The organism is Pseudomonas sp. BTN1 (assembly GCF_001907715.1).
Classification (GTDB): Bacteria; Pseudomonadota; Gammaproteobacteria; order Pseudomonadales; family Pseudomonadaceae; genus Aquipseudomonas; species Aquipseudomonas paracarnis.
In genome coordinates, this window is sequence record NZ_MPBM01000051.1 from 1 (window position 1) to 20,205 (window position 20,205).

21 protein-coding genes are annotated in these 20,205 nt (G+C 60.3%); 11 read left to right on the forward strand and 10 right to left on the reverse strand.

The features are described from left to right. The first annotated feature begins 26 nt into the window (after positions 1-26). The 9 genes from BMH52_RS23740 to pdeM all read left to right on the forward strand — a co-directional run bounded on the left by BMH52_RS23740 (position 27) and on the right by pdeM (position 10,354). Positions 27-1,031 carry a ligase-associated DNA damage response exonuclease gene (locus tag BMH52_RS23740; RefSeq protein ID WP_014717257.1) on the forward strand — a complete coding sequence of 335 codons (1,005 nt, stop codon included), beginning with the start codon at positions 27-29 and terminating at the stop codon, positions 1,029-1,031. Then, entirely contained in the window at positions 1,028-2,662 is a 1,635-nt protein-coding gene (locus BMH52_RS23745; RefSeq protein ID WP_032903242.1) for an ATP-dependent DNA ligase, read from the forward strand. Before BMH52_RS23740 ends, BMH52_RS23745 begins: the two co-directional genes overlap by 4 nt. Before the next feature lie 224 nt (positions 2,663-2,886). Next, a complete protein-coding gene (locus BMH52_RS23750) occupies positions 2,887-3,666 on the forward strand; it encodes a transporter substrate-binding domain-containing protein (protein ID WP_014717255.1) in 780 nt (259 codons plus the stop codon). 57 nt (positions 3,667-3,723) lie between these two features. Further along, positions 3,724-4,452 carry an ABC transporter permease gene (locus BMH52_RS23755; protein WP_014717254.1) on the forward strand — a complete coding sequence of 243 codons (729 nt, stop codon included), beginning with the start codon at positions 3,724-3,726 and terminating at the stop codon, positions 4,450-4,452. Beyond that, complete coding sequence (locus BMH52_RS23760; RefSeq protein WP_003189226.1) at positions 4,449-5,159, forward strand: ABC transporter permease; 711 nt, start codon at positions 4,449-4,451, stop codon at positions 5,157-5,159. The genes BMH52_RS23755 and BMH52_RS23760 overlap by 4 nt, the downstream gene beginning before the upstream one ends. Positions 5,160-5,168: 9 nt before the next feature. Continuing rightward, complete coding sequence (locus BMH52_RS23765; RefSeq protein WP_072434311.1) at positions 5,169-6,287, forward strand: succinylglutamate desuccinylase/aspartoacylase family protein; 1,119 nt, start codon at positions 5,169-5,171, stop codon at positions 6,285-6,287. Positions 6,288-6,300: 13 nt separating this feature from the next. Further along, positions 6,301-7,065, forward strand: a complete 765-nt coding sequence (locus BMH52_RS23770; protein WP_034126849.1) for an ABC transporter ATP-binding protein — start codon at positions 6,301-6,303, stop codon at positions 7,063-7,065. A 158-nt stretch (positions 7,066-7,223) separates the two neighbouring features. Then, positions 7,224-9,704 carry a ligase-associated DNA damage response DEXH box helicase gene (locus BMH52_RS23775; RefSeq protein ID WP_073845255.1) on the forward strand — a complete coding sequence of 827 codons (2,481 nt, stop codon included), beginning with the start codon at positions 7,224-7,226 and terminating at the stop codon, positions 9,702-9,704. Beyond that, positions 9,704-10,354 (forward strand): ligase-associated DNA damage response endonuclease PdeM, encoded by a 651-nt coding sequence (gene pdeM, locus BMH52_RS23780; protein WP_073845257.1) that lies wholly within the window; start codon positions 9,704-9,706, stop codon positions 10,352-10,354. Before BMH52_RS23775 ends, pdeM begins: the two co-directional genes overlap by 1 nt. A gap of 21 nt (positions 10,355-10,375) precedes the next feature. Here pdeM and BMH52_RS23785 read toward each other — a convergent pair whose 3' ends face one another. Both BMH52_RS23785 and dcd read right to left on the reverse strand, forming a co-directional pair. Next, positions 10,376-10,573 carry a hypothetical protein gene (locus BMH52_RS23785; protein WP_005785769.1) on the reverse strand — a complete coding sequence of 66 codons (198 nt, stop codon included), beginning with the start codon at positions 10,571-10,573 and terminating at the stop codon, positions 10,376-10,378. A gap of 108 nt (positions 10,574-10,681) precedes the next feature. Next, positions 10,682-11,248, reverse strand: coding sequence for a dCTP deaminase (gene dcd, locus BMH52_RS23790; RefSeq protein ID WP_003189215.1), 567 nt, complete (start codon positions 11,246-11,248; stop codon positions 10,682-10,684). A gap of 388 nt (positions 11,249-11,636) precedes the next feature. Here dcd and BMH52_RS23795 point away from each other — a divergent pair, with 388 nt between their 5' ends. Then, on the forward strand, positions 11,637-11,846 hold the full coding sequence (locus BMH52_RS23795) for a cold-shock protein (RefSeq protein ID WP_002554837.1): 210 nt from the start codon (positions 11,637-11,639) through the stop codon (positions 11,844-11,846). A 156-nt stretch (positions 11,847-12,002) separates the two neighbouring features. Here the strand turns inward: BMH52_RS23795 and rpoS are convergent, their stop codons facing one another. The 8 genes from rpoS to BMH52_RS23835 all read right to left on the reverse strand — a co-directional run bounded on the left by rpoS (position 12,003) and on the right by BMH52_RS23835 (position 19,126). Continuing rightward, on the reverse strand, positions 12,003-13,010 hold the full coding sequence (gene rpoS, locus BMH52_RS23800; RefSeq protein WP_003189214.1) for an RNA polymerase sigma factor RpoS: 1,008 nt from the start codon (positions 13,008-13,010) through the stop codon (positions 12,003-12,005). A 106-nt stretch (positions 13,011-13,116) separates the two neighbouring features. Further along, positions 13,117-13,953, reverse strand: coding sequence for a peptidoglycan DD-metalloendopeptidase family protein (locus BMH52_RS23805; protein ID WP_003189213.1), 837 nt, complete (start codon positions 13,951-13,953; stop codon positions 13,117-13,119). A 209-nt stretch (positions 13,954-14,162) separates the two neighbouring features. After that, positions 14,163-14,798, reverse strand: coding sequence for a protein-L-isoaspartate(D-aspartate) O-methyltransferase (locus BMH52_RS23810; RefSeq protein ID WP_169850588.1), 636 nt, complete (start codon positions 14,796-14,798; stop codon positions 14,163-14,165). Positions 14,799-14,839: 41 nt separating this feature from the next. Beyond that, on the reverse strand, positions 14,840-15,589 hold the full coding sequence (gene surE / locus BMH52_RS23815; RefSeq protein WP_014717247.1) for a 5'/3'-nucleotidase SurE: 750 nt from the start codon (positions 15,587-15,589) through the stop codon (positions 14,840-14,842). Further along, entirely contained in the window at positions 15,577-16,635 is a 1,059-nt protein-coding gene (gene truD, locus BMH52_RS23820) for a tRNA pseudouridine(13) synthase TruD (RefSeq protein ID WP_073845259.1), read from the reverse strand. The genes surE and truD overlap by 13 nt, the downstream gene beginning before the upstream one ends. Further along, complete coding sequence (gene ispF, locus BMH52_RS23825; protein WP_003189207.1) at positions 16,632-17,105, reverse strand: 2-C-methyl-D-erythritol 2,4-cyclodiphosphate synthase; 474 nt, start codon at positions 17,103-17,105, stop codon at positions 16,632-16,634. Before ispF ends, truD begins: the two co-directional genes overlap by 4 nt. A 54-nt stretch (positions 17,106-17,159) precedes the next feature. Next, on the reverse strand, positions 17,160-18,005 hold the full coding sequence (fghA, locus tag BMH52_RS23830; protein ID WP_073845261.1) for an S-formylglutathione hydrolase: 846 nt from the start codon (positions 18,003-18,005) through the stop codon (positions 17,160-17,162). An 8-nt stretch (positions 18,006-18,013) separates the two neighbouring features. After that, complete coding sequence (locus BMH52_RS23835) at positions 18,014-19,126, reverse strand: S-(hydroxymethyl)glutathione dehydrogenase/class III alcohol dehydrogenase (RefSeq protein ID WP_073845263.1); 1,113 nt, start codon at positions 19,124-19,126, stop codon at positions 18,014-18,016. A 109-nt stretch (positions 19,127-19,235) separates the two neighbouring features. Here BMH52_RS23835 and BMH52_RS23840 point away from each other — a divergent pair, with 109 nt between their 5' ends. Then, positions 19,236-20,132 carry a LysR substrate-binding domain-containing protein gene (locus BMH52_RS23840; protein ID WP_019817856.1) on the forward strand — a complete coding sequence of 299 codons (897 nt, stop codon included), beginning with the start codon at positions 19,236-19,238 and terminating at the stop codon, positions 20,130-20,132. Positions 20,133-20,205 lie beyond the last annotated feature (73 nt).

Consider the following 20,205-nt stretch of genomic DNA (forward strand, 5'->3'; position numbering starts at 1 on the left):
CCGTAGACGTGTAGAATAGCCAACCCATGGACCTTGTCATCGCCCGCCCCGAAGGCCTCTACTGCCCTGCCGGTGATTTTTACATCGACCCCTGGCGCCCAGTAGAACGTGCAGTCATCACCCACGCCCACGGCGACCACGCCCGCACCGGCAATCAACACTACCTGGCCGCCGCCCCCGGCGAAGGTATCCTGCGCTGGCGCCTGGGCCAGGACATCAACCTGCAAACCCTGGCCTACGGCGAACGGTTGGTGCATCACGGCGTGACCTTGAGTTTTCATCCAGCCGGGCATGTTCTGGGCTCGGCCCAGGTGCGCCTGGAATACCAGGGCGAGGTCTGGGTGGCGTCCGGCGACTATAAGGTCGAGCCCGATGGCACCTGCGCACCCTTCGAACCGGTGCGTTGCCACACCTTTATCACCGAATCCACATTCGGGCTGCCGATTTACCGCTGGCAGCCTCAGGCGCAGATTTTTGCCGGGATCAATGACTGGTGGAAGGCCAATATCGCCAGCGGCAAAGCCAGCGTGTTGTTCTGTTATTCCTTCGGCAAGGCCCAACGCATTCTCCATGGGCTGGACGCCAGCATCGGCCCGATCCTCAGCCACGGCGCGGTCGAGCCGTTGAACCGGGTGTACCGCGAAGCGGGCATCTACATCCCCGAGACCCTGTATGCCGGCGACTTCAAAAAGACCGACCCACTGCTGCGCCAAGCCCTGATCATCGCCCCGCCCTCCGCCGGAGGCAGTACCTGGATGCGCCGCTTTGGCGACTACAGCGACGCCTTCGCCAGCGGCTGGATGCGCTTGCGTGGTACCAGACGGCGACGCGGTGTGGACCGTGGCTTCGTGCTCTCGGACCACGCCGATTGGCCCGGCTTGTTGTGGGCCATCGAACAAACCGGCGCACAACGGGTAATGGTCACCCATGGTTCGGTCGGTGTGTTGGTGCGTCACCTGCGGGAAAAGGGCTTGGATGCCCAAGGCTTCAGCACCGAATACGGCGATGACGAAGAAGAGGCTACTGCATGAAAGCCTTCGCCGAGCTGTACGCCAACCTCGACGCCACCACTTCCAGCAATGCCAAGCTTGCGGCTCTGCAAGCCTACTTCCTGCAGGCGCCGCCAGCCGATGCGGCCTGGGCGGTGTACTTTCTCAGCGGCGGGAGGCCACGGCAACTGGTGCCGACGCGCCTGCTACGGGACATGGCCACCGAAGCGGCCGGCATCGAACCCTGGCTGTTCGAAGAGAGCTACCAGTCCGTAGGTGACCTGGCCGAGACGATCTCACTGCTCCTGCCAGAATCCACCTACACATCCGAAGACGGCCTGGCCGTGTGGCTGGAAGAAAAACTGCTGCCCCTGCGCGGTCTGCCACCCTTGGACCTTGCAGACCGGCTGCCGGCGCTGTGGGCGCAACTGGACCAACCGAGCCTGATGGTGTGCATCAAGTTGATCACCGGCAGCTTTCGGGTGGGCGTATCCAAACTGCTGGTGACCCGCGCCCTCGCTGCCATGGCCGACCTCGACAGCAAGCGCGTGGCGCAGCGGTTGGTGGGCTACACCGATTTGTCGAACCGTCCCACAGCCGAAGGCTACCTCAAGCTGATTGCCGCCGAATCATCCGACGAGCACGCGCAACGTGGCGGGCAACCCTATCCGTTTTTTCTGGCTCACGGGCTGGCGCAACCGGTGGAGCAATTCGACACCCTGCTCGGTTCACCCGCCGATTGGCAGGTGGAATGGAAGTTTGATGGCATTCGCGCACAACTGGTCAAGCGCGAGGGCCGCCTGTGGGTCTGGTCTCGCGGGGAAGAGTTGCTGACTGAACGTTTCCCTGAACTCCACAGCCTGGTCAGTGGCCTGCCCGATGGTACGGTGATTGATGGCGAAATCGTGGTGTGGAAAGACTCGGTGCAACCCTTCGCGCTGCTGCAACAGCGCATTGGCCGTAAAACCTTGAGTAAAAAAGTTCTTGAGGATGCGCCAGTGGCGGTGCTCGCGTACGACCTGCTGGAGTATCAGGGCGACGACTGGCGCAACCACACCCAAGCCGAACGCCGTACCCAATTGGAACAGGTCATCGCTGCGTGCAACCAACCGGTGTTATTGCCCTCGCCCTTGCTGGAAGGCAAGACCTGGGCAGCCTTGGCCGAGCAGCGCGAAGCCTCTCGCAGCCTGGGCGTGGAAGGCATGATGCTCAAGGATCGCAACGGCCTCTACGGCGTGGGCCGCACCAAGGACATGGGCCTGTGGTGGAAGTGGAAGGTCGACCCCTTCAGCGTCGACGCCGTGTTGATCTACGCCCAGCGCGGCCATGGCCGGCGCGCCAGCCTCTACAGCGACTACACCTTCGCGGTATGGGACGGCCCGCCAGGCAGCGAGCGCACTCTGGTGCCGTTCGCCAAGGCGTATTCCGGGCTGACTGACGAGGAAATGCGCAAGGTCGACGCCATTGTGCGCAAAACCACAGTGGAGAAGTTCGGCCCGGTCAGCAGCGTGACGCCGAGCATGGTGTTTGAGCTGGGTTTTGAAGGGATTGCTCTGTCCAAGCGGCACAAGAGCGGGATTGCGGTGCGGTTTCCACGGATGCTGCGCTGGCGCCAGGACAAGGCGGTGGAGGAAGCGGACAACCTGGCCACGCTACAAGACCTGTTGGCCTGATCCACCTCCCACCTTCTTGATAAATGAAAGATCCAGAATGGTGCACTGTAAATTCAATGCCCATTTTTGGGCGCCGCCTACACTTGGAACTGCCTTATCCCGCCGTTTAAAAAGCCCACCCGGAACTATGGTGCAGAAATTGCTACTTGTGGTGGGTCTGACACCGTTCAGTAACAGTCCTAATCGCGCCACAAGCGCTTATCTTGGTTTCCAGGGATTACCTAATGAAAAAAGCATTGCTGACCCTTTCTGCACTGGCTCTGTGCATGGCTGCTGGTGTTGCTACAGCCAAGGAATACAAGGAATTGCGTTTTGGTGTCGACCCTTCCTACGCACCGTTCGAATCCAAGGCCGCCGACGGCAGCCTGGTGGGCTTCGATATCGACCTGGGCAATGCGATCTGCGCGGAGCTGAAGGTCAAGTGCAAGTGGGTCGAAAGTGACTTCGACGGCATGATCCCGGGCCTGAAAGCCAATAAATTCGATGGCGTGATTTCGTCGATGACCGTGACTCCAGTGCGCGAGAAGGCCATCGACTTCTCCTCCGAGCTGTTCTCCGGCCCGACTTCGCTGGTGTTCAAGAAAGGCGCTGGCTATTCGACGCCAGAATCTCTCAAGGGCAAATCCGTGGGTTATGAGCAAGGCACCATCCAGGAAGCCTACGCCAAGGCCGTACTGGATAAAGCCGGGGTGACCACCAAGGCTTACGCCAACCAGGACCAGGTGTACGCCGACCTGACCTCCGGGCGCCTCGACGCTTCCGTGCAGGACATGCTGCAAGCCGAACTGGGCTTTCTCAAGTCGCCCGCCGGTGCTGGCTATGAAGTGAGCGCCGCTATCGACGACCCGCTGCTGCCGTCGAAAACCGCCATCGGTATCAAAAAAGGTAACACTGAACTCAAGGCGCTTTTGGATAAAGGTATCAAAGCGTTACACGATGATGGCACCTACGCCACTATCCAGAAGAAACACTTTGGCGATCTGAACCTGTACAGCGGCAAATAATGCCTGGGGCGCCCTGCTTCGGGTGGGGCGCTTTTTTATCGCCATAGGTCCTGATTTATGTTCGAAGATCTGTTGCAAACCCTCGGGCTGAGCGCATTCAGCCTGAAGGGTTTCGGCCCGCTGTTGCTGCAAGGCACCTGGATGACCATCAAGTTGTCGGTGCTGTCCCTGGCCGTCAGCGTAGTGCTGGGCCTGCTCGGCGCCAGCGCCAAATTGTCCAGCCTGGCCATTGTGCGTATCCCCGCCCAGCTCTACACCACCCTGATTCGCGGGGTACCGGACCTGGTGCTGATGCTGTTGATTTTCTACAGCCTGCAAACCTGGCTCAGTGGCTTTACCGACTTTATGGAATGGGAATACATCGAGATCGACCCGTTCAGCGCCGGGGTGATCACCCTGGGCTTTATCTACGGTGCGTATTTCACCGAAACCTTTCGCGGTGCGATCCTCGCCGTGCCCCGCGGCCAACTCGAAGCCGCCACCGCTTACGGGCTCAAGCGCGGGCAGCGGTTTCGCTACGTGACCTTCCCGCAGATGATGCGCTTTGCGCTGCCGGGCATCGGCAATAACTGGATGGTGATGCTCAAGGCCACCGCACTGGTGTCGATCATCGGCCTGGCAGACTTGGTAAAAGCCGCCCAGGACGCTGGCAAGAGCACCTATCAATTGTTTTATTTCCTGGTGCTGGCGGCGCTGATCTACCTGTTGATCACCAGCGCGTCCAACTTTGTCTTGCGCCGACTTGAACGTCGCTACTCCGCAGGCGCCCGGGAGGCCGTGCGATGATCGAGCTATTGCAGGAATACTGGCGCCCCTTTCTTTATAGCGACGGCCAGCACATCACCGGTCTGGCCATGACCTTGTGGCTGCTCAGCGCCTCACTGGTCATTGGTTTTCTGGTATCGATTCCACTGTCTATCGCCCGCGTTTCGCGCAAGCGCCTGGTGCGTTGGCCCGTGCAGTTCTACACCTACCTGTTTCGTGGTACGCCGCTCTATATCCAATTGCTGATCTGCTACACCGGCATCTACAGCCTTGCCGCCGTACGAGCACAACCGGTGCTGGATGCGTTCTTTCGCGATGCGATGAACTGCACCCTCCTCGCGTTCGCCCTCAACACCTGCGCCTACACCACCGAGATTTTCGCCGGGGCGATCCGCAGCATGGCCCACGGCGAAGTCGAGGCGGCCAAGGCTTATGGCCTAAGCGGCTGGAAGCTGTACGCCTACGTGATCATGCCTTCCGCGTTGCGACGCTCGTTGCCCTACTACAGCAACGAAGTGATCCTGATGCTGCACTCGACCACCGTGGCCTTTACCGCGACGATCCCGGATATCCTCAAAGTGGCGCGGGATGCCAACTCCGCCACCTTCATGACCTTCCAGTCATTCGGCATTGCCGCACTGATCTATCTGACGGTGACCTTTGCCCTGGTCGGCCTGTTTCGCCTGGCGGAACGCCGTTGGCTGGCCTTTCTCGGGCCGAGCCACTAAGGAGTTTGCATGCACCATCAGCTACATGACTTGATCGCGCCGGTGCCCGGCACGGCGCGGCAGATCCACAGTTTTCACTTCGGCCCGCAGCAGCCCGAAGGCAAGGTGTACATCCAGTCCTCCCTGCATGCCGATGAATTGCCGGGCATGCTGGTGGCCTGGCATCTGAAGGCGCGCCTGGCAGAACTTGAAACGGCCGGGCGCTTGCGTAGCGAAATCGTGCTGGTGCCCGTCGCCAACCCGGTGGGACTGGAACAGGTGTTGATGGACATCCCCTTGGGCCGCTACGAACTGGAAAGCGGGCAGAACTTCAATCGCCTGTTTGTCGACCTCAGCGAAGACGTCGGTAACCAGGTCGAAGACCTGCTGGGCGATGATCCCCAGCGCAATGCCCAATTGATCCGCAGCGCACTGTCCCACGCCCTGGCCGCGCACACCGCCCAGACCCAGTTGCACTCCCAACGCCTGGTGCTGCAACGCCTGGCCTGTGATGCCGACGTGGTGCTGGACCTGCATTGCGACTTCGAAGCCGTGACGCACCTGTACACCACGCCCGAAGCCTGGCCACAGGTAGAGCCGTTGGCGCGCTACCTGGGTTCGCAGGCCAACCTGTTGGCCACCGATTCCGGCGGGCAGTCTTTTGATGAGTGTTTCACCCTGGTGTGGTGGCAGTTGCAGCAACGCTTCGGCGAACGCTACCCGATCCCCATGGGCAGCTTGTCGGTGACCGTCGAGCTGCGTGGCCAGGGCGATGTCAACCACGGCCTCGCCGCGCTGGACTGCCAGGCCATCATTGATTATTTGATCCACTTCGGCGCCATTCGCGACAATGCAGCCCCCTTGCCTGCCCTGGCCTACCCGGCTACGCCGTTGGCGGCGGTGGAGCCGGTGACCACGGCGGTGGGTGGCTTGCTGGTATTCAACGCCCTGCCAGGCCAATACCTGGAGGCCGGGCAATGGGTCGCCGACATCATCGACCCCATTACAGACCGCGTAACGCCTGTGCACTGCCAGCACGCCGGGCTGCTTTACGCCCGTTCGCTACGCCGCATGGCCACGGCCGGCATGGTGATCTGCCATGTCGCCGGCACACAGGCCTACCGCAGCGGTTATCTACTTTCGCCTTGAGGATGCATGCCCCATGTACAAACTGACCGTTGAAGGCCTGCACAAAAGCTATGGCGACAATCAAGTGCTCAAAGGTGTGTCGCTCAAGGCCAAGACCGGTGATGTGATCAGCCTGATCGGCGCCAGTGGCTCAGGCAAGAGTACCTTCCTGCGCTGTATCAACTTTTTGGAAACCCCCAACGATGGCGCCATGACCCTGGACGGCCAAGCGATCCGCATGGTCAGCGACCGCCATGGCATGCGCGTGGCCGACGACGCCGAGTTGCAACGCTTGCGCACACGGCTGGCAATGGTGTTCCAGCACTTCAACTTGTGGAGCCACATGAGCGTGCTGGAAAACATCACCATGGCCCCGCGCCGCGTGCTGGGTTGCAGCAAGAAGGACGCCGAAGACCGTGCCCGCCGCTACCTGGACAAAGTCGGGCTACCGGCGCGGGTGGCTGATCAATACCCGGCATTCCTCTCCGGCGGCCAGCAGCAGCGTGTCGCCATCGCCCGCGCCCTGGCCATGGAGCCGGAGGTGATGCTGTTCGATGAACCCACGTCGGCGCTGGACCCGGAGTTGGTGGGCGAAGTGTTGAAGGTGATCCAGGGCCTGGCCGAGGAAGGTCGCACCATGATCATGGTGACCCACGAGATGAGCTTTGCGCGCAAGGTTTCAAGCCAGGTGCTGTTCCTGCACCAGGGTCTGGTGGAGGAGCAGGGCTTGCCGGAGGATGTGCTGGGCAATCCGAAAAGCGAACGCCTGCAGCAGTTTCTGAGTGGCAATTTGAAGTAGGCGCGAGCTTGCTCGCCAAAATCATCAACGATAACGCGGGCCTCCAGATTAAACGCAGCGCCTGGGCTTTGTTCGCGGGCAAGCCCGCGCCTACAGTTGGAACGTCGGCACTGCTTGAAGGGTCTTTGAACTAACCCCTCCAGAGCGTCCGCTGCCGCATGGCAAAAACCCACGACTTCGCCAAGCAATGGTTTGCCACCCAAGGCTGGAAGCCATTCGCCTTTCAGAAAGAGGTATGGGCCGCGGTCAAGGCCGGCCAGTCGGGGTTACTGCATGCCAGCACCGGGGCGGGTAAAACCTATGCCTTGTGGTTTGCCGCACTCAACCGTTTCGCCATTACCCGCCCGCCCGCTACAAGCAAGCGCAAACCGCCTGCCGAGCCGCTGACCGTCCTGTGGATCACGCCGATGCGCGCCCTGGCCGCCGACTCCGCACGCGCCCTGCAAGCACCGTTGGAGGCCTTGCACATTCCCTGGAGCGTGGGCCTGCGCACCGGCGATACCAGCAGCAGCGAACGCGCACGCCAGACCCGCCGCCAGCCCACCGCCCTGGTCACCACCCCGGAAAGCCTGACCCTGATGCTGGCCCGTGCCGACAGTGAAACCAGCCTGGCGCACCTGCGCATGGTCATCGTGGATGAATGGCACGAACTGATCGGCAATAAGCGTGGCGTGCAGTTGCAACTGGCACTGGCACGCTTGCGGCGCTGGCATCCTGAGTTGATGGTGTGGGGTATTTCCGCGACGCTGGGTAATCAGGCCCACGCCTTGGAGGTACTGGCCCCACAGGGCGGCGGCATCAATGTACAGGGGCAAACGGCCAAGGCACTGAAGGTCGACACCTTGCTGCCGCCCGTCACCGAGCGCTTTCCCTGGGCCGGGCATATCGGCTTGAAGATGTTGCCGCAAGTGGTCGCCGAGGTAGAGGCCAGCAGCAGTTGCCTGGTATTTACCAACACCCGCGCGCAATCCGAGATCTGGTACCAGGCGATTCTGGGCGCTCGTCCGGACTGGGCCGGCTTGATTGCCCTGCACCACGGTTCGTTATCGCGAGAGACCCGGGACTGGGTGGAGCGAGCGTTGAAAGATGGACAGCTCAAGGCAGTGGTGTGCACTTCCAGCCTCGACCTGGGCGTTGACTTCCTGCCGGTGGAACGGGTGCTGCAAATCGGCTCCGCCAAGGGCGTAGCACGGCTGATGCAACGCGCCGGGCGCTCCGGCCACGCGCCAGGGCGGCCCTCACGGGTAACGCTGGTGCCCACCCACAGCCTGGAGCTGGTGGAAGCCGCAGCCGCCCAGGATGCGATCGCCCAACGGCGCATCGAAGCGCGGGAATCACCGTACAAGCCGCTGGATGTGCTGGTCCAACACTTGGTCAGCATGGCCTTGGGTGGCGGGTTTACTCCGGCGGCACTGTTGGACGAAGTTCGCGGCGCCTGGGCCTATCGCGACCTCACCGAAGCGGACTGGGCCTGGGCCCTGGGGTTTGTGCGCCATGGTGGCCTGTCACTCACCGCTTATCCGGATTACCGCCGGGTGGAGCCCGATGAGCACGGCATCTGGCGCGTTCCGGATGCCCGCCTGGCACGCCGCCACCGCATGAGCGTGGGCACCATCGTCAGTGACGCCAGCATCCAGCTCAAGTTCTGGAGCAAAGGCGGCGGCGGCAAGAACCTGGGCAGTGTCGAGGAAGGCTTTATTGCAAGGCTCAAGCCGGGGGATGGATTTTTGTTCGCGGGGCGGTTGCTGGAATTGGTGCGCGTGGAAAACATGACCGCTTACGTACGCCGCAGCAACGCGAAAAAAGCCGCCGTGCCACGCTGGAATGGCGGGCGCATGCCCCTTTCCAACGAACTGGCCCAGGCGGTGGTCGAGCGTTTTGATGCCGCCGCGCATGGGCACTTCGACGGCCCAGAGATGAAGGCGGTGCAACCGTTGCTGCATACCCAATTGCGCTGGTCCGGGCTGCCGACCCGCGAGCATTTGCTGGCTGAAACCCTGCGGTCGCGAGAGGGCTGGCACCTGTTTCTGTACCCATTCGCTGGCCGCCAGGTACACCTGGGCCTAGCCAGTTTGCTGGCATGGCGGGTCAGCCAGCAGCAGCCGCTGACCTTTTCGATTGCGGTGAATGATTATGGCCTGGAGCTGTTGAGCGCCACCGAGGTGCAGTGGCCCCAGTTGTTGAATACAAGGTTGCTGAGCCCCCAAGGCCTGCTGGCGGATGTGGTCGCCAGCCTCAATGCCGGCGAACTGGCCCTGCGCCGCTTTCGCGAGATTGCGCGAATCGCCGGGCTGGTATTTGCCGGGTATCCCGGCGCGCCAAAAAGCACGCGACAAGTGCAGGCTTCCAGTGGTTTGTTCTTTGAAGTGTTCAAGCAATATGACCCACAAAATCTGCTGCTGGCCCAGGCAGGAGAAGAAGTTCTGCGGGACGAGCTGGATATTCGCCGGCTGGAACAGACGCTGAATCATCTGTCGACGCTGAAGCTGGACCTGCACAGGATCCAGCGGCCCACGCCCCTGGCCTTTCCGCTGCTGGTAGAACGGATGCGCGAAAGCATGAGCTCGGAAAAACTCTCGGAGCGCATCGCGCGGATGGTCAAGGACCTGGAAAAAGTCGCCGACAAAGGGCAAGGCTGATGCATTACCCACTGACGCTAGAAGGTGAAGAGCTATGGCTATTGCCGCAGAAAGCTGTGTACTGGCCCGCGCGTAAATGTTTGCTGATCGCCGACGCGCATTTTGGCAAGGCGTCGGCCTATCGCAGCCTGGGGCAGCCGGTGCCACAGGGCACGACTACGGCCAACCTGGAAGGCCTGGACAGGCTGTTATCGGCCCTACCCTGCGAACAGTTGATCTTTCTCGGCGATTTCCTGCACGGCCCCGGCTCTCACGCCAGCGCCACCCTGAACGCAATCCGGGCCTGGCGTGAGCGCAATCGCACACTGGCCTTGATCTTGATTCGCGGCAATCACGACAAACGTGCCGGCGACCCACCACTGGACTTGGGCATCGACGTGGTCGCGGAGCCTCTGCTGATGGGCCCTTTCGCCTTGCAACATGAGCCCGACGCCCATGCCAGCCATCATGTACTGGCGGGGCATGTGCATCCTGTGTACCACCTGCGCGGTAAAGGGCGCCAACGGCTACGCCTGCCGTGCTTCCAAGTCGGCGGGCGGGTAAGCCTGCTGCCAGCCTTTGGCGCGTTTACAGGGGGCTATGCCGTGGAGCAGGCCCCAGACCGCCGAATCTATGTGATCGGCGATCACCAGGTCTGGCCGATTCAATGATCGATAAGGCCTGCTCAGGGATCAGGCAACGGGCGCGGGTGGCGGCTCGTCCGGTAAGGTCGGCTCACCCGGTTCGGTAGGCTGTGGGTAATCAGGTTCGGGTTGACCAGGGATGCCCCCCGCGTGCGCGGGGTTGGCCATCAAGGACCAGGCCAGAACACCAATCTGGTTGGGTTCAAGCCGGGCGAGTTCTGCGCTGATTCGCGGGTCGATCTTCATAAGGTACTCCTCAAGTATGGCCCGGCGCGTTTCACACGCGCCGAAGCAGTACACCTAGATAGAGTCACTTTCTGCAGACAAATTCCCTTTACCCGAAGGCGCTTTCGATCAAGCGCGTGGGAGAGTGACGCCGCGTTGGCCCTGATACTTGCCCGCACGGTCCTTGTAAGACACTTCACAAGCCTCATCGGACTGCAGGAACAGCATCTGTGCCACGCCTTCGTTGGCGTAGATTTTCGCCGGCAAGGTGGTGGTGTTGGAGAATTCCAGGGTCACGTGGCCTTCCCACTCCGGCTCGAGCGGTGTGACGTTGACGATAATGCCGCAGCGGGCATAGGTGCTTTTACCCAGGCAGATGGTCAACACGTCGCGCGGAATACGGAAGAATTCCACGGTGCGCGCCAGGGCGAAAGAGTTGGGCGGGATGATGCACACGTCGCTCTTGACGTCGACGAAGCTCTTTTCGTCGAAGTTCTTTGGATCGACGATCGCCGAATTGATGTTGGTGAACACCTTGAATTCATCGGCGCAACGCACGTCGTAGCCATAGCTGGAAACACCGTACGAAATCACGCGCTCGTCGCCTTCGCCACGAATCTGACGTTCGACGAACGGCTCGATCATGCCGTGTTCCTGCGCCATGCGGCGAATCCACTTGTCCGATTTGATGCTCATGGCGGTGTCCTGAATAGCGAGGCGAAAAAAATCTGTGGGCCATCTTACCGGGGCCGGCGTTGGGGTTCAAAGGCCGTACGGGTTTTCTTGATCAATGCACGGCCGGTTATAAGCCATAGCGAGCGTGGCCGGGACCCGGACGGCAGGCGCCAATGACTGTAAATACCACCGCCAGTCACGAAAATAGAGAAACCTTCGGAAATACCATTGGCACGTTCCGGAAAAAGGGTTAAGGTGGCGCCACTGTGCTGCTTGTGTCACTGAGAATCTCTACACGATATGTTGAATTTCGATCCAACCATCTCCAAGAATTTTTCCTGCTCTTTGCACTCAGTCTCGGCCAGGGCTTTTCCTGAGTCGCAGTTAACTTTGTCCAAGGAGATACACCATGTCTAATCGCCAAACTGGTACCGTTAAGTGGTTCAACGATGAAAAAGGCTTCGGCTTCATCACTCCACAATCCGGTGACGACCTGTTCGTTCACTTCAAAGCTATCCAATCCGACGGCTTCAAAAGCCTGAAAGAAGGCCAACAGGTTTCTTTCATCGCTACCCGCGGTCAGAAAGGCATGCAAGCTGAAGAAGTTCAAGTTATCTAACTTGTACTGACTTAGTCGAAAAAACCCCGCCCTTAAAAGCGGGGTTTTTTTATGCCCGATCGTTCCCGCGCTTTGCGTGGGAACGATCAGGGCACAGCAAAACGCCCGATGCATTCACATGCATCGGGCGTTTTGTCATCGCTTCCCTACCAATCGTTATTGGAACAACGACTCACTCGACAAGCCATTCTTCTCCAGGATCTCGCGCAAGCGCTTGAGGCCCTCTACCTGGATCTGCCGCACCCGCTCACGGGTCAGACCAATCTCCAGACCTACATCCTCCAGGGTGCTGCTCTCATGACCGCGCAGACCGAAGCGGCGAATCACCACTTCACGCTGCTTGTCCGTGAGCTCTGACAGCCACTGGTCAATACTTTGGGAAAGATCATCGTCCTGCAACAGCTCGCAAGGGTCCGTCGGACGATCATCGGTCAGGGTGTCCAGCAGGGTCTTATCCGAATCCGGCCCCAGCGAGACATCGACCGAAGAGACACGCTCGTTAAGGCCCAGCATGCGCTTGACCTCCCCTACCGGTTTTTCCAGCAGGTTGGCGATCTCTTCAGGCGAAGGTTCATGATCGAGTTTTTGCGTCAGCTCACGCGCCGCCCGCAGGTAGACGTTGAGCTCCTTGACCACATGGATCGGCAACCGGATCGTGCGGGTCTGATTCATGATCGCCCGTTCGATGGTCTGGCGAATCCACCAGGTGGCATAGGTGGAGAAACGGAAGCCCCGCTCAGGGTCGAATTTTTCCACAGCCCGGATCAAGCCCAGGTTGCCCTCCTCGATCAGGTCCAACAGGGACAGCCCACGATTGACGTAGCGTCGGGCGATTTTCACCACCAGGCGCAGGTTGCTTTCAATCATGCGCTTACGCCCAGCCGGATCGCCCTTCTGCGACAGACGCGCAAAATGGACTTCTTCTTCGGGGGTCAACAGAGGGGAAAAGCCGATTTCATTGAGGTACAGCTGGGTCGCATCGAGCGCCCGCGTGTAATCAACGTACTTGTGCTGCTTCAACGCGGCAGCATTTTTGGATTTGGTGCGAACTGAAGGTGGTGATACCCCTTCATTATCTGACATCGTTTCCAAATCGATACCGGCCTCCATAAGGAGAACCTCATCGTCGATGTCAAACTCCGGCACTTCTTTACTGAGAGCCATTGTTATAGTCCTTTGGTGAGTTCGACCTCAAGCTCAAGCGACGCCTCTATCCTTGGCAACGCTGGAGCCTGTTCCTTCTACGTGAGGGAACAGGCTGTGCAACACATCAACGACGGGGCAGGAATTGCAGCGGATCTACAGGCTTCCCTTGGCGGCGAATCTCAAAGTGCAGTTTCACCCGGTCTGTGCCCGTTGACCCCATTTCGGCAATCGTCTGTCCGACTTTGACCTGCTGCCCCTCCCGAACCAACAACCTGCGGTTATGACCGTAGGCACTGACGTAGGTATCGCTGTGTTTGATGATGACCAGCTCGCCGTAGCCCCGCAAACCACTCCCGGCGTACACCACCGTCCCATCAGACGCAGCTAAAACAGGCTGTCCCAAATCCCCGGCGATATCAATGCCTTTATTCAAACTACCGTTTGAAGAGAATTTTCCAATCAACACTCCGTTTGAAGGCCATCCCCAACCGGTCGGCGCAGGCCCGGCAGGTGGCAACGGCGCGGGTGCCGGTTTGCTCGCAACCGTAGGCGTGGCGCTGCCTGCAGGCCGAGTGATGATGGTGGTCTTGCTTGAGGACGATGGCGAAGAACCCGACTTTGTCACAACTGCCGTAGGTGCAGAACCCGAGCGACCATCGAAACGAATGGTTTGCCCGGGATGGATCGTATACGGCACAGGAATGTTGTTACGGGCGGCCAGCGCCTTGTAGTCCCAGCCATAACGGAAGGCAATCGAGAACAGGGTGTCGCCTTTGCGCACCACGTATTGGCCGGTGGTGACCGTAGGTCTCTGGGGGGTTGCGTTGGTACGGTCAACGACCCGCGCACCGCCGGATGGCGTGCTCGAGCAGGCTGCCAATAAGGAACTCAAGACAAGGCCAAGCACCAGTCGCTGAAAGCTTGTTTTACTCATTCGCTGCGCAGGACCTGTGAGACTCACCCGCCGCTCCCTTTGTGGTGGCTGAACGTTAACGCCTGGATCAGGCTTGAAATATGACGCAAGTATAACTGGGCATTGGCTTTTTACTGGCACCTGACTGAAAGGAAAAATTCATCATGTTTAATCGTGGCTGCCAGGTGTGTTGATTCAATAGACCCCGCCGTAAGACACATCCCCGCCTACAGAATTCACTGCGCGCGAAGAAATGATCAGGCCAGCGGGCCGTTGAGCAAGGGGACGAAACGCACAGCACCGAGTACATGCCGGGAAAAACCTTCGTCCTCACGGATAATAAGCATCAACTGTTGCACTTCGCCGGAGCCCACCGGGATGACCAGCCGCCCGCCAGGTGCCAATTGATCCAGCAAGGCTTGCGGCACATCGGTGGCCACGGCGGTGACGATGATACCGTTGTAGGGCGCCAGCGCCGGCCAGCCCTCCCAGCCATCGCCCCAGCGGAATACCACGTTGCGCAGGTTCAGCTCCACCAGACGCTCTTTGGCCCGGTCCTGTAGCACCTTGATGCGCTCGACCGAAAACACTCGCTCTACCAATTGCGACAGCACGGCCGTCTGATAGCCAGAGCCGGTACCAATCTCCAGCACCTTGTCCAACGGCCCCGCCGCCAGCAATAGCTCGCTCATACGCGCAACCATATAGGGCTGAGAGATGGTCTGGTTGTGGCCGATGGGCAACGCTGTGTCTTCATAGGCGCGATGTGCCAGTGCCTCATCAACAAACAGATGCCGCGGCGTGCGTCGGATTACTTCCAGCACCTGTGCGTTGGACAAGCCTTCTTCATACAGACGCTGGATCAACCGCTCCCGGGTGCGCTGGGAGGTCATCCCGATGCCGCGGCGCAACAAGTCGTCTTGTTCACGAGCCATCAACGCAGTCCCTCCAGCCAGCCATCAAGGCCACTGAAGGCATCACTGAAGGTGCGATCAAACAGCAACGGGGTAACGGAGACATAGCCTTGCATCACCGCATGAAAGTCCGTGCCCTCGCCGCCATCTTCGGCGTCACCGGCCGCGGCGATCCAGTATCCTTCCTTGCCGCGTGGGTCGACCACCTTCAAGGGCGCCGCAGCACGGGCGCGATGGCCCAGGCGCGTGAGTTGGATACCGCGAATATGGTCGAGGGGCAAGTTGGGGATATTGACGTTGAGCACCGTACGCGGCGGCAGGTCCAGGGAGCCATGGGCCTCCACCAGCTTGCGCGCGTAATACGCCGCCGTCGCCAGATTATCCAATTGCCGCGAGGCAAAGGAAAAGGCAAAGCCGGTGCGGCCCAGGAAGCGCCCCTCAAGGGCGGCCGCCACGGTACCGGAATACAGCACGTCATCACCCAGGTTGGCGCCCAGGTTGATCCCCGAGACCACCAGGTCTGGCTGGTGCTCCAGCAAACTGTTGATTGCCAGGTGCACACAGTCGGTGGGGGTGCCGTTAACGCTGATAAAGCCATTGGCCAGGACCCGCGGATGCAGCGGACGGTCGAGCGTCAGCGAACTGCTGGCGCCGCTCTTGTCCTGGTCGGGGGCAACCACCACGCACTCGGCGTAATCCTGCAGCGCAGCATGGAGCGCGGCAAGACCGGGTGCGGTGGCACCGTCATCGTTTGATATCAGAATACGCATGGGCTGTCCGTCTGCCCCACCGGCACCAGATCAACAAGCTCGCGCACCAAGACAGTGGCGAAGCATCCGGCCGGCAGGACGAATTCCAATTGCAGAATGTCAGGCCCGGGATAATGCCACGTCAACCCGCCAATGGGCAGTCGCAGAATGCGACGTTCCTGGCTCATTCCCGCCTTCACCAACCAATCACGTAGGTCTGCTTCTCCAGCGGCGACAGATTGTTCCAACTCGTATGTAAGACCTTTCGCCGGCGAATCGCCTTCGCCCCACTGCGGGCCGGTGGGATGCAGGTCCAGGATCGCCAGGCGCGGGTCACTGCACTCAGCTTCCCCGGCCGGAAAAAAACTGCGACTGTCGGTAAACGCCAGCAGATCGCCAACTTGGGCACGCTGCCATGAACCGTCGGCGACGCGGGCCGCCAACACTTGGTTGAACAGGTAACTGCGAGCCGTGGACAGCAAGCGCGAGCGCACGTTGCGCTGCTCGGGCAGGGCCTCGCGGGCAGCCCACTCGCGAGCATCCGCCACATTGCCGCCGTTGTGGCCAAAACGCTGGGTGCCGAAATAATTGGGGATGCCGTGCCGGGCAATCAACTGCAGACGTGCGTCGATGGCAGCGGTGTCGCCGGCCAGTTGGGTCAGGCGCAAGGTGAAACCATTGGCCGAATGGGCCCCACGCTGCAACTTGCGCTTGTGACGGGCGGTTTTAAGGATCTTGAGGGTGTCGTTTTCTGCGCCGCTCATGTCCGGGTCGGCCTTGCCGGGCAACTGCACGCTGAACCACTGGCGGGTCAGGGCCTGACGATCCTTGAGCCCGGCATAGCTGACGGTGCGCAATGGCACCCCAGCAGCCTTGGCGATACGCCGTGCCGCTTCCTCAGTGTTCAAGCCGCGCTTTTCCACCCACAGCCACAGGTGCTCGCCATCGCCGGTCAGCGGGATGTCCAGCACCTCATCAACCTGGAAGTCTTCGGCCGTGGCCTTCAGTACCGCGCTGCCCAGGGCCTCGCCATAGGCCCGCGGGCCCAGCAGTTGCAGGTCGTTCATGCGCGCAGCAACAAGGCGACGGAGTGCACCGCAATGCCCTCTTCACGACCGGTAAACCCGAGCTTTTCGGTAGTGGTGGCTTTCACGTTGACTTGATCCAATTCAATTTGCAGGTCTGCGGCGATCGCTGTGCGCATCGCTTCGATATGGGGGGCCATTTTCGGCGCCTGGGCGACGATGGTGTTATCGACGTTGCCAACCTTCCAGCCCTTGGCATGGATCAGGCCGACCACATGGCGCAGCAACACACGGCTGTCCGCGCCCTTGAAGGTGGGATCGGTGTCCGGGAAGTGCTTGCCGATATCGCCCAATGCAGCCGCGCCGAGCAAGGCATCGCTCAAGGCGTGCAAGACCACGTCGCCGTCGGAATGAGCCAGCAACCCATGGTGGTGTGCAATACGCACGCCGCCCAGGGTGATGAAATCGCCTTCAGCGAAACGGTGCACATCGTAGCCGTGGCCAATACGCATAAAAAAACGCCCCGATTTAATTCAGGGCGTGATTCTACCTACTTTTGCCTCAGATTAACCGAGCAAAGCACGACCATGATGCCGCAAATGGTCTTCGATGAAGCTGGCGATGAAGAAGTAGCTGTGGTCGTAGCCAGGCTGCAGGCGCAGTTCCAGCGGATGGTTGGCTGCCTTGGCTGCTTGCAGCAGGGCTTCGGGCTTGAGCTGAATGGCGAGGAAATCGTCGCGATCGCCCTGGTCCACTAACAGCGGCAACTTTTCCGAGGCTTCGCTGATCAGCACGCAGGCATCCCATTCACGCCACTTCGAGCGCTCTTCACCCAAATAACGGGAAAAGGCCTTCTGGCCCCACGGACAGTCCATCGGATTGTTGATCGGCGAAAATGCCGACACCGACAGGTAACGTCCAGGGTTGCGCAGCGCACAGACCAGCGCACCGTGACCGCCCATGGAGTGGCCGCTGATGCCGCGCTTATCCGACGCAGGGAAATGCGCCTCCACCAGTGCCGGCAATTCCTGCACCACGTAGTCATGCATCCGATAGTGCTTGGCCCAGGGTTCCTGGGTGGCATTGAGGTAGAAGCCGGCGCCGAGGCCGAAGTCCCAGGCATTGTCCGGGTCGCCCGGCACGCCGGGGCCACGGGGGCTGGTGTCCGGCGCGACGATAATCAAGCCCAACTCGGCGGCCATGCGCTGGGCGCCGGCCTTTTGCATGAAGTTTTCGTCAGTACAGGTCAAACCGGACAGCCAATACAACACCGGCAGCTTGCCGCCCTGCTCCGCTTGCGGAGGCAGGTAGACGGCAAAGGTCATGTCGCAACCGAGCACATCGGAATGATGCTTGTAGCGTTTATGCCAGCCGCCGAAGCTCTTCTGGCATGACAGGTTTTCCAGACTCATGGCCGACCTCAGAAGTGAATGACGGTACGAATGCTCTTGCCTTCATGCATCAGGTCAAACGCTTTGTTGATATCTTCCAGGCCCATGGTGTGGGTGATGAAGGTATCCAGCGGAATTTCACCGGACTGAGCCATTTCCACGTAGCTTGGCAATTCGGTACGACCGCGCACGCCACCAAACGCCGAACCACGCCAGACGCGACCGGTGACCAGCTGGAATGGGCGAGTGGCAATTTCCTGGCCAGCACCGGCCACGCCGATGATCACTGACTCGCCCCAGCCTTTGTGGCAGCACTCAAGGGCCGCACGCATCAGTTGCACATTGCCGATGCACTCGAAAGAGAAGTCCACGCCGCCGTCAGTCAGGTCGACAATCACGTCCTGGATTGGGCGGTCGTAGTCTTTCGGGTTGATGCAATCGGTGGCACCCAGTTGCTTGGCGATTTCGAACTTGGCCGGGTTGATATCAATAGCAATGATGCGACCGGCCTTGGCCTTGACTGCACCGATAATCGCCGACAGGCCAATACCGCCCAGGCCGAAGACGGCCACGGTGTCGCCCGGCTTGACCTTGGCGGTGTTGATCACCGCACCGATGCCGGTGGTGACACCACAACCGAGCAGGCAGACTTTTTCCAGCGGCGCTTCTTTAGGAATCTTGGCCACGGAGATTTCCGGCAGCACGGTGTACTCGGAGAACGTCGAGGTGCCCATGTAGTGGAAAATCGGCTGGCCCTTGTAGGAGAAACGCGTGGTGCCATCCGGCATCAAGCCCTTGCCCTGCGTGGCGCGAATGGCCTGGCACAGGTTGGTCTTGCCACTCAGACAGAACTTGCACTTGCCGCATTCCGGGGTATACAGCGGGATCACGTGATCGCCCACAGCCACCGAAGTTACGCCCTCGCCGATGGCTTCCACCACTGCGCCGCCTTCATGGCCGAGGATCGACGGGAAGATGCCTTCCGGGTCAGCCCCCGACAAGGTGTAGGCGTCGGTGTGGCACACGCCGGACGCGACCACCCGCAGCAGCACCTCGCCAGCCTTGGGCATGGCGACATCCACTTCAACAATCTCAAGGGGCTTATTGGCCTCGAAGGCTACGGCGGCACGGGACTTGATCATCCGGGTTTCTCCATCGGGTTAAAAACTGAGACGGTGAGTGTAAATCATCACCTATTGATGAATAATTCGGACTAAAGCAAAACATTATTGCTGTACAGGGACAATCACCATGCTGGAGAACCGCTGGGAAGGCATTGACGAGTTTGTCGCGGTGGCCGAATGCAGCCAGTTCACGGCGGCGGCCGAACGGTTGGGGGTGTCTTCATCCCATGTCAGCCGGCAAGTGGCGCGCCTTGAAGAACGCCTGCAAACCCGATTGCTGTACCGCAGTACGCGCAAGGTGACTTTGACCGAAGCCGGTCAGACCTTCCTGCAGCACTGCCAACGCCTGCAGGACGGTCGCGAGGAAGCGTTGCGGGCGGTGGGCGACCTGACCAGCGAACCCAAGGGCATGTTGCGCATGACCTGCGCCGTGGCCTATGGCGAACGCTTTATCGTGCCGCTGGTGACACGATTCATGGCGCACTATCCGCAACTGCGCGTGGACATCGAGTTGACCAACCGCTCGCTGGACCTGGTGCATGAAGGCCTCGACCTGGCCATCCGCCTGGGACGCCTGCAAGACTCGCGCATGGTTGCCAGCCGCCTGGCACCTCGACGCATGTACCTGTGCGCGTCGCCCTCCTACCTCGAACGGTACGGTCGGCCACACAGTTTGTCGGAGTTGAGCCGGCATAACTGCCTGATTGGCAGCTCGGATATCTGGCAAATGGCTCAGGATGGGCGGGAATTTTCCCAGCGCGTGCAAGGCAATTGGCGCTGCAACAGCGGGCAAGCGGTGCTGGATGCGGCGTTACAAGGCATGGGCTTGTGCCAGTTGCCGGATTACTACGTGCTGGAGCATCTGCACAGCGGGGCGTTGGTGTCGTTGCTGGAGGCTCATCAACCGCCAAATACTGCGGTGTGGGCGTTGTATCCGCAGCAGCGGCATTTGTCGCCGAAGGTGAGGAAGCTGGTGGACTTTTTGAAGGTGGGGTTGGCGCAGAGGCCGGAGTACAAGCATTGAATTGAGGTGGTCTGCACCGGCCTCATCGCGGGCAAGCCCGGCTCCCACAGTTGGACGTGTTGTTTGATGTGGC

What these genes read in the sequence shown, in the direction of transcription:
- BMH52_RS23740 (WP_014717257.1), top strand. Translation starts at nt 27, where the DNA reads ATGGACCTTGTCATCGCCCGCCCCGAAGGCCTCTACTGCCCTGCCGGT.
- BMH52_RS23745 (WP_032903242.1), top strand. Translation starts at nt 1,028, where the DNA reads ATGAAAGCCTTCGCCGAGCTGTACGCCAACCTCGACGCCACCACTTCC.
- BMH52_RS23750 (WP_014717255.1), top strand. Translation starts at nt 2,887, where the DNA reads ATGAAAAAAGCATTGCTGACCCTTTCTGCACTGGCTCTGTGCATGGCT.
- BMH52_RS23755 (WP_014717254.1), top strand. Translation starts at nt 3,724, where the DNA reads ATGTTCGAAGATCTGTTGCAAACCCTCGGGCTGAGCGCATTCAGCCTG.
- BMH52_RS23760 (WP_003189226.1), top strand. Translation starts at nt 4,449, where the DNA reads ATGATCGAGCTATTGCAGGAATACTGGCGCCCCTTTCTTTATAGCGAC.
- BMH52_RS23765 (WP_072434311.1), top strand. Translation starts at nt 5,169, where the DNA reads ATGCACCATCAGCTACATGACTTGATCGCGCCGGTGCCCGGCACGGCG.
- BMH52_RS23770 (WP_034126849.1), top strand. Translation starts at nt 6,301, where the DNA reads ATGTACAAACTGACCGTTGAAGGCCTGCACAAAAGCTATGGCGACAAT.
- BMH52_RS23775 (WP_073845255.1), top strand. Translation starts at nt 7,224, where the DNA reads ATGGCAAAAACCCACGACTTCGCCAAGCAATGGTTTGCCACCCAAGGC.
- pdeM (WP_073845257.1), top strand. Translation starts at nt 9,704, where the DNA reads ATGCATTACCCACTGACGCTAGAAGGTGAAGAGCTATGGCTATTGCCG.
- BMH52_RS23785 (WP_005785769.1), bottom strand. Translation starts at nt 10,573, where the DNA reads ATGAAGATCGACCCGCGAATCAGCGCAGAACTCGCCCGGCTTGAACCC.
- dcd (WP_003189215.1), bottom strand. Translation starts at nt 11,248, where the DNA reads ATGAGCATCAAATCGGACAAGTGGATTCGCCGCATGGCGCAGGAACAC.
- BMH52_RS23795 (WP_002554837.1), top strand. Translation starts at nt 11,637, where the DNA reads ATGTCTAATCGCCAAACTGGTACCGTTAAGTGGTTCAACGATGAAAAA.
- rpoS (WP_003189214.1), bottom strand. Translation starts at nt 13,010, where the DNA reads ATGGCTCTCAGTAAAGAAGTGCCGGAGTTTGACATCGACGATGAGGTT.
- BMH52_RS23810 (WP_169850588.1), bottom strand. Translation starts at nt 14,798, where the DNA reads ATGACCTCCCAGCGCACCCGGGAGCGGTTGATCCAGCGTCTGTATGAA.
- surE (WP_014717247.1), bottom strand. Translation starts at nt 15,589, where the DNA reads ATGCGTATTCTGATATCAAACGATGACGGTGCCACCGCACCCGGTCTT.
- truD (WP_073845259.1), bottom strand. Translation starts at nt 16,635, where the DNA reads ATGAACGACCTGCAACTGCTGGGCCCGCGGGCCTATGGCGAGGCCCTG.
- ispF (WP_003189207.1), bottom strand. Translation starts at nt 17,105, where the DNA reads ATGCGTATTGGCCACGGCTACGATGTGCACCGTTTCGCTGAAGGCGAT.
- fghA (WP_073845261.1), bottom strand. Translation starts at nt 18,005, where the DNA reads ATGAGTCTGGAAAACCTGTCATGCCAGAAGAGCTTCGGCGGCTGGCAT.
- BMH52_RS23835 (WP_073845263.1), bottom strand. Translation starts at nt 19,126, where the DNA reads ATGATCAAGTCCCGTGCCGCCGTAGCCTTCGAGGCCAATAAGCCCCTT.
- BMH52_RS23840 (WP_019817856.1), top strand. Translation starts at nt 19,236, where the DNA reads ATGCTGGAGAACCGCTGGGAAGGCATTGACGAGTTTGTCGCGGTGGCC.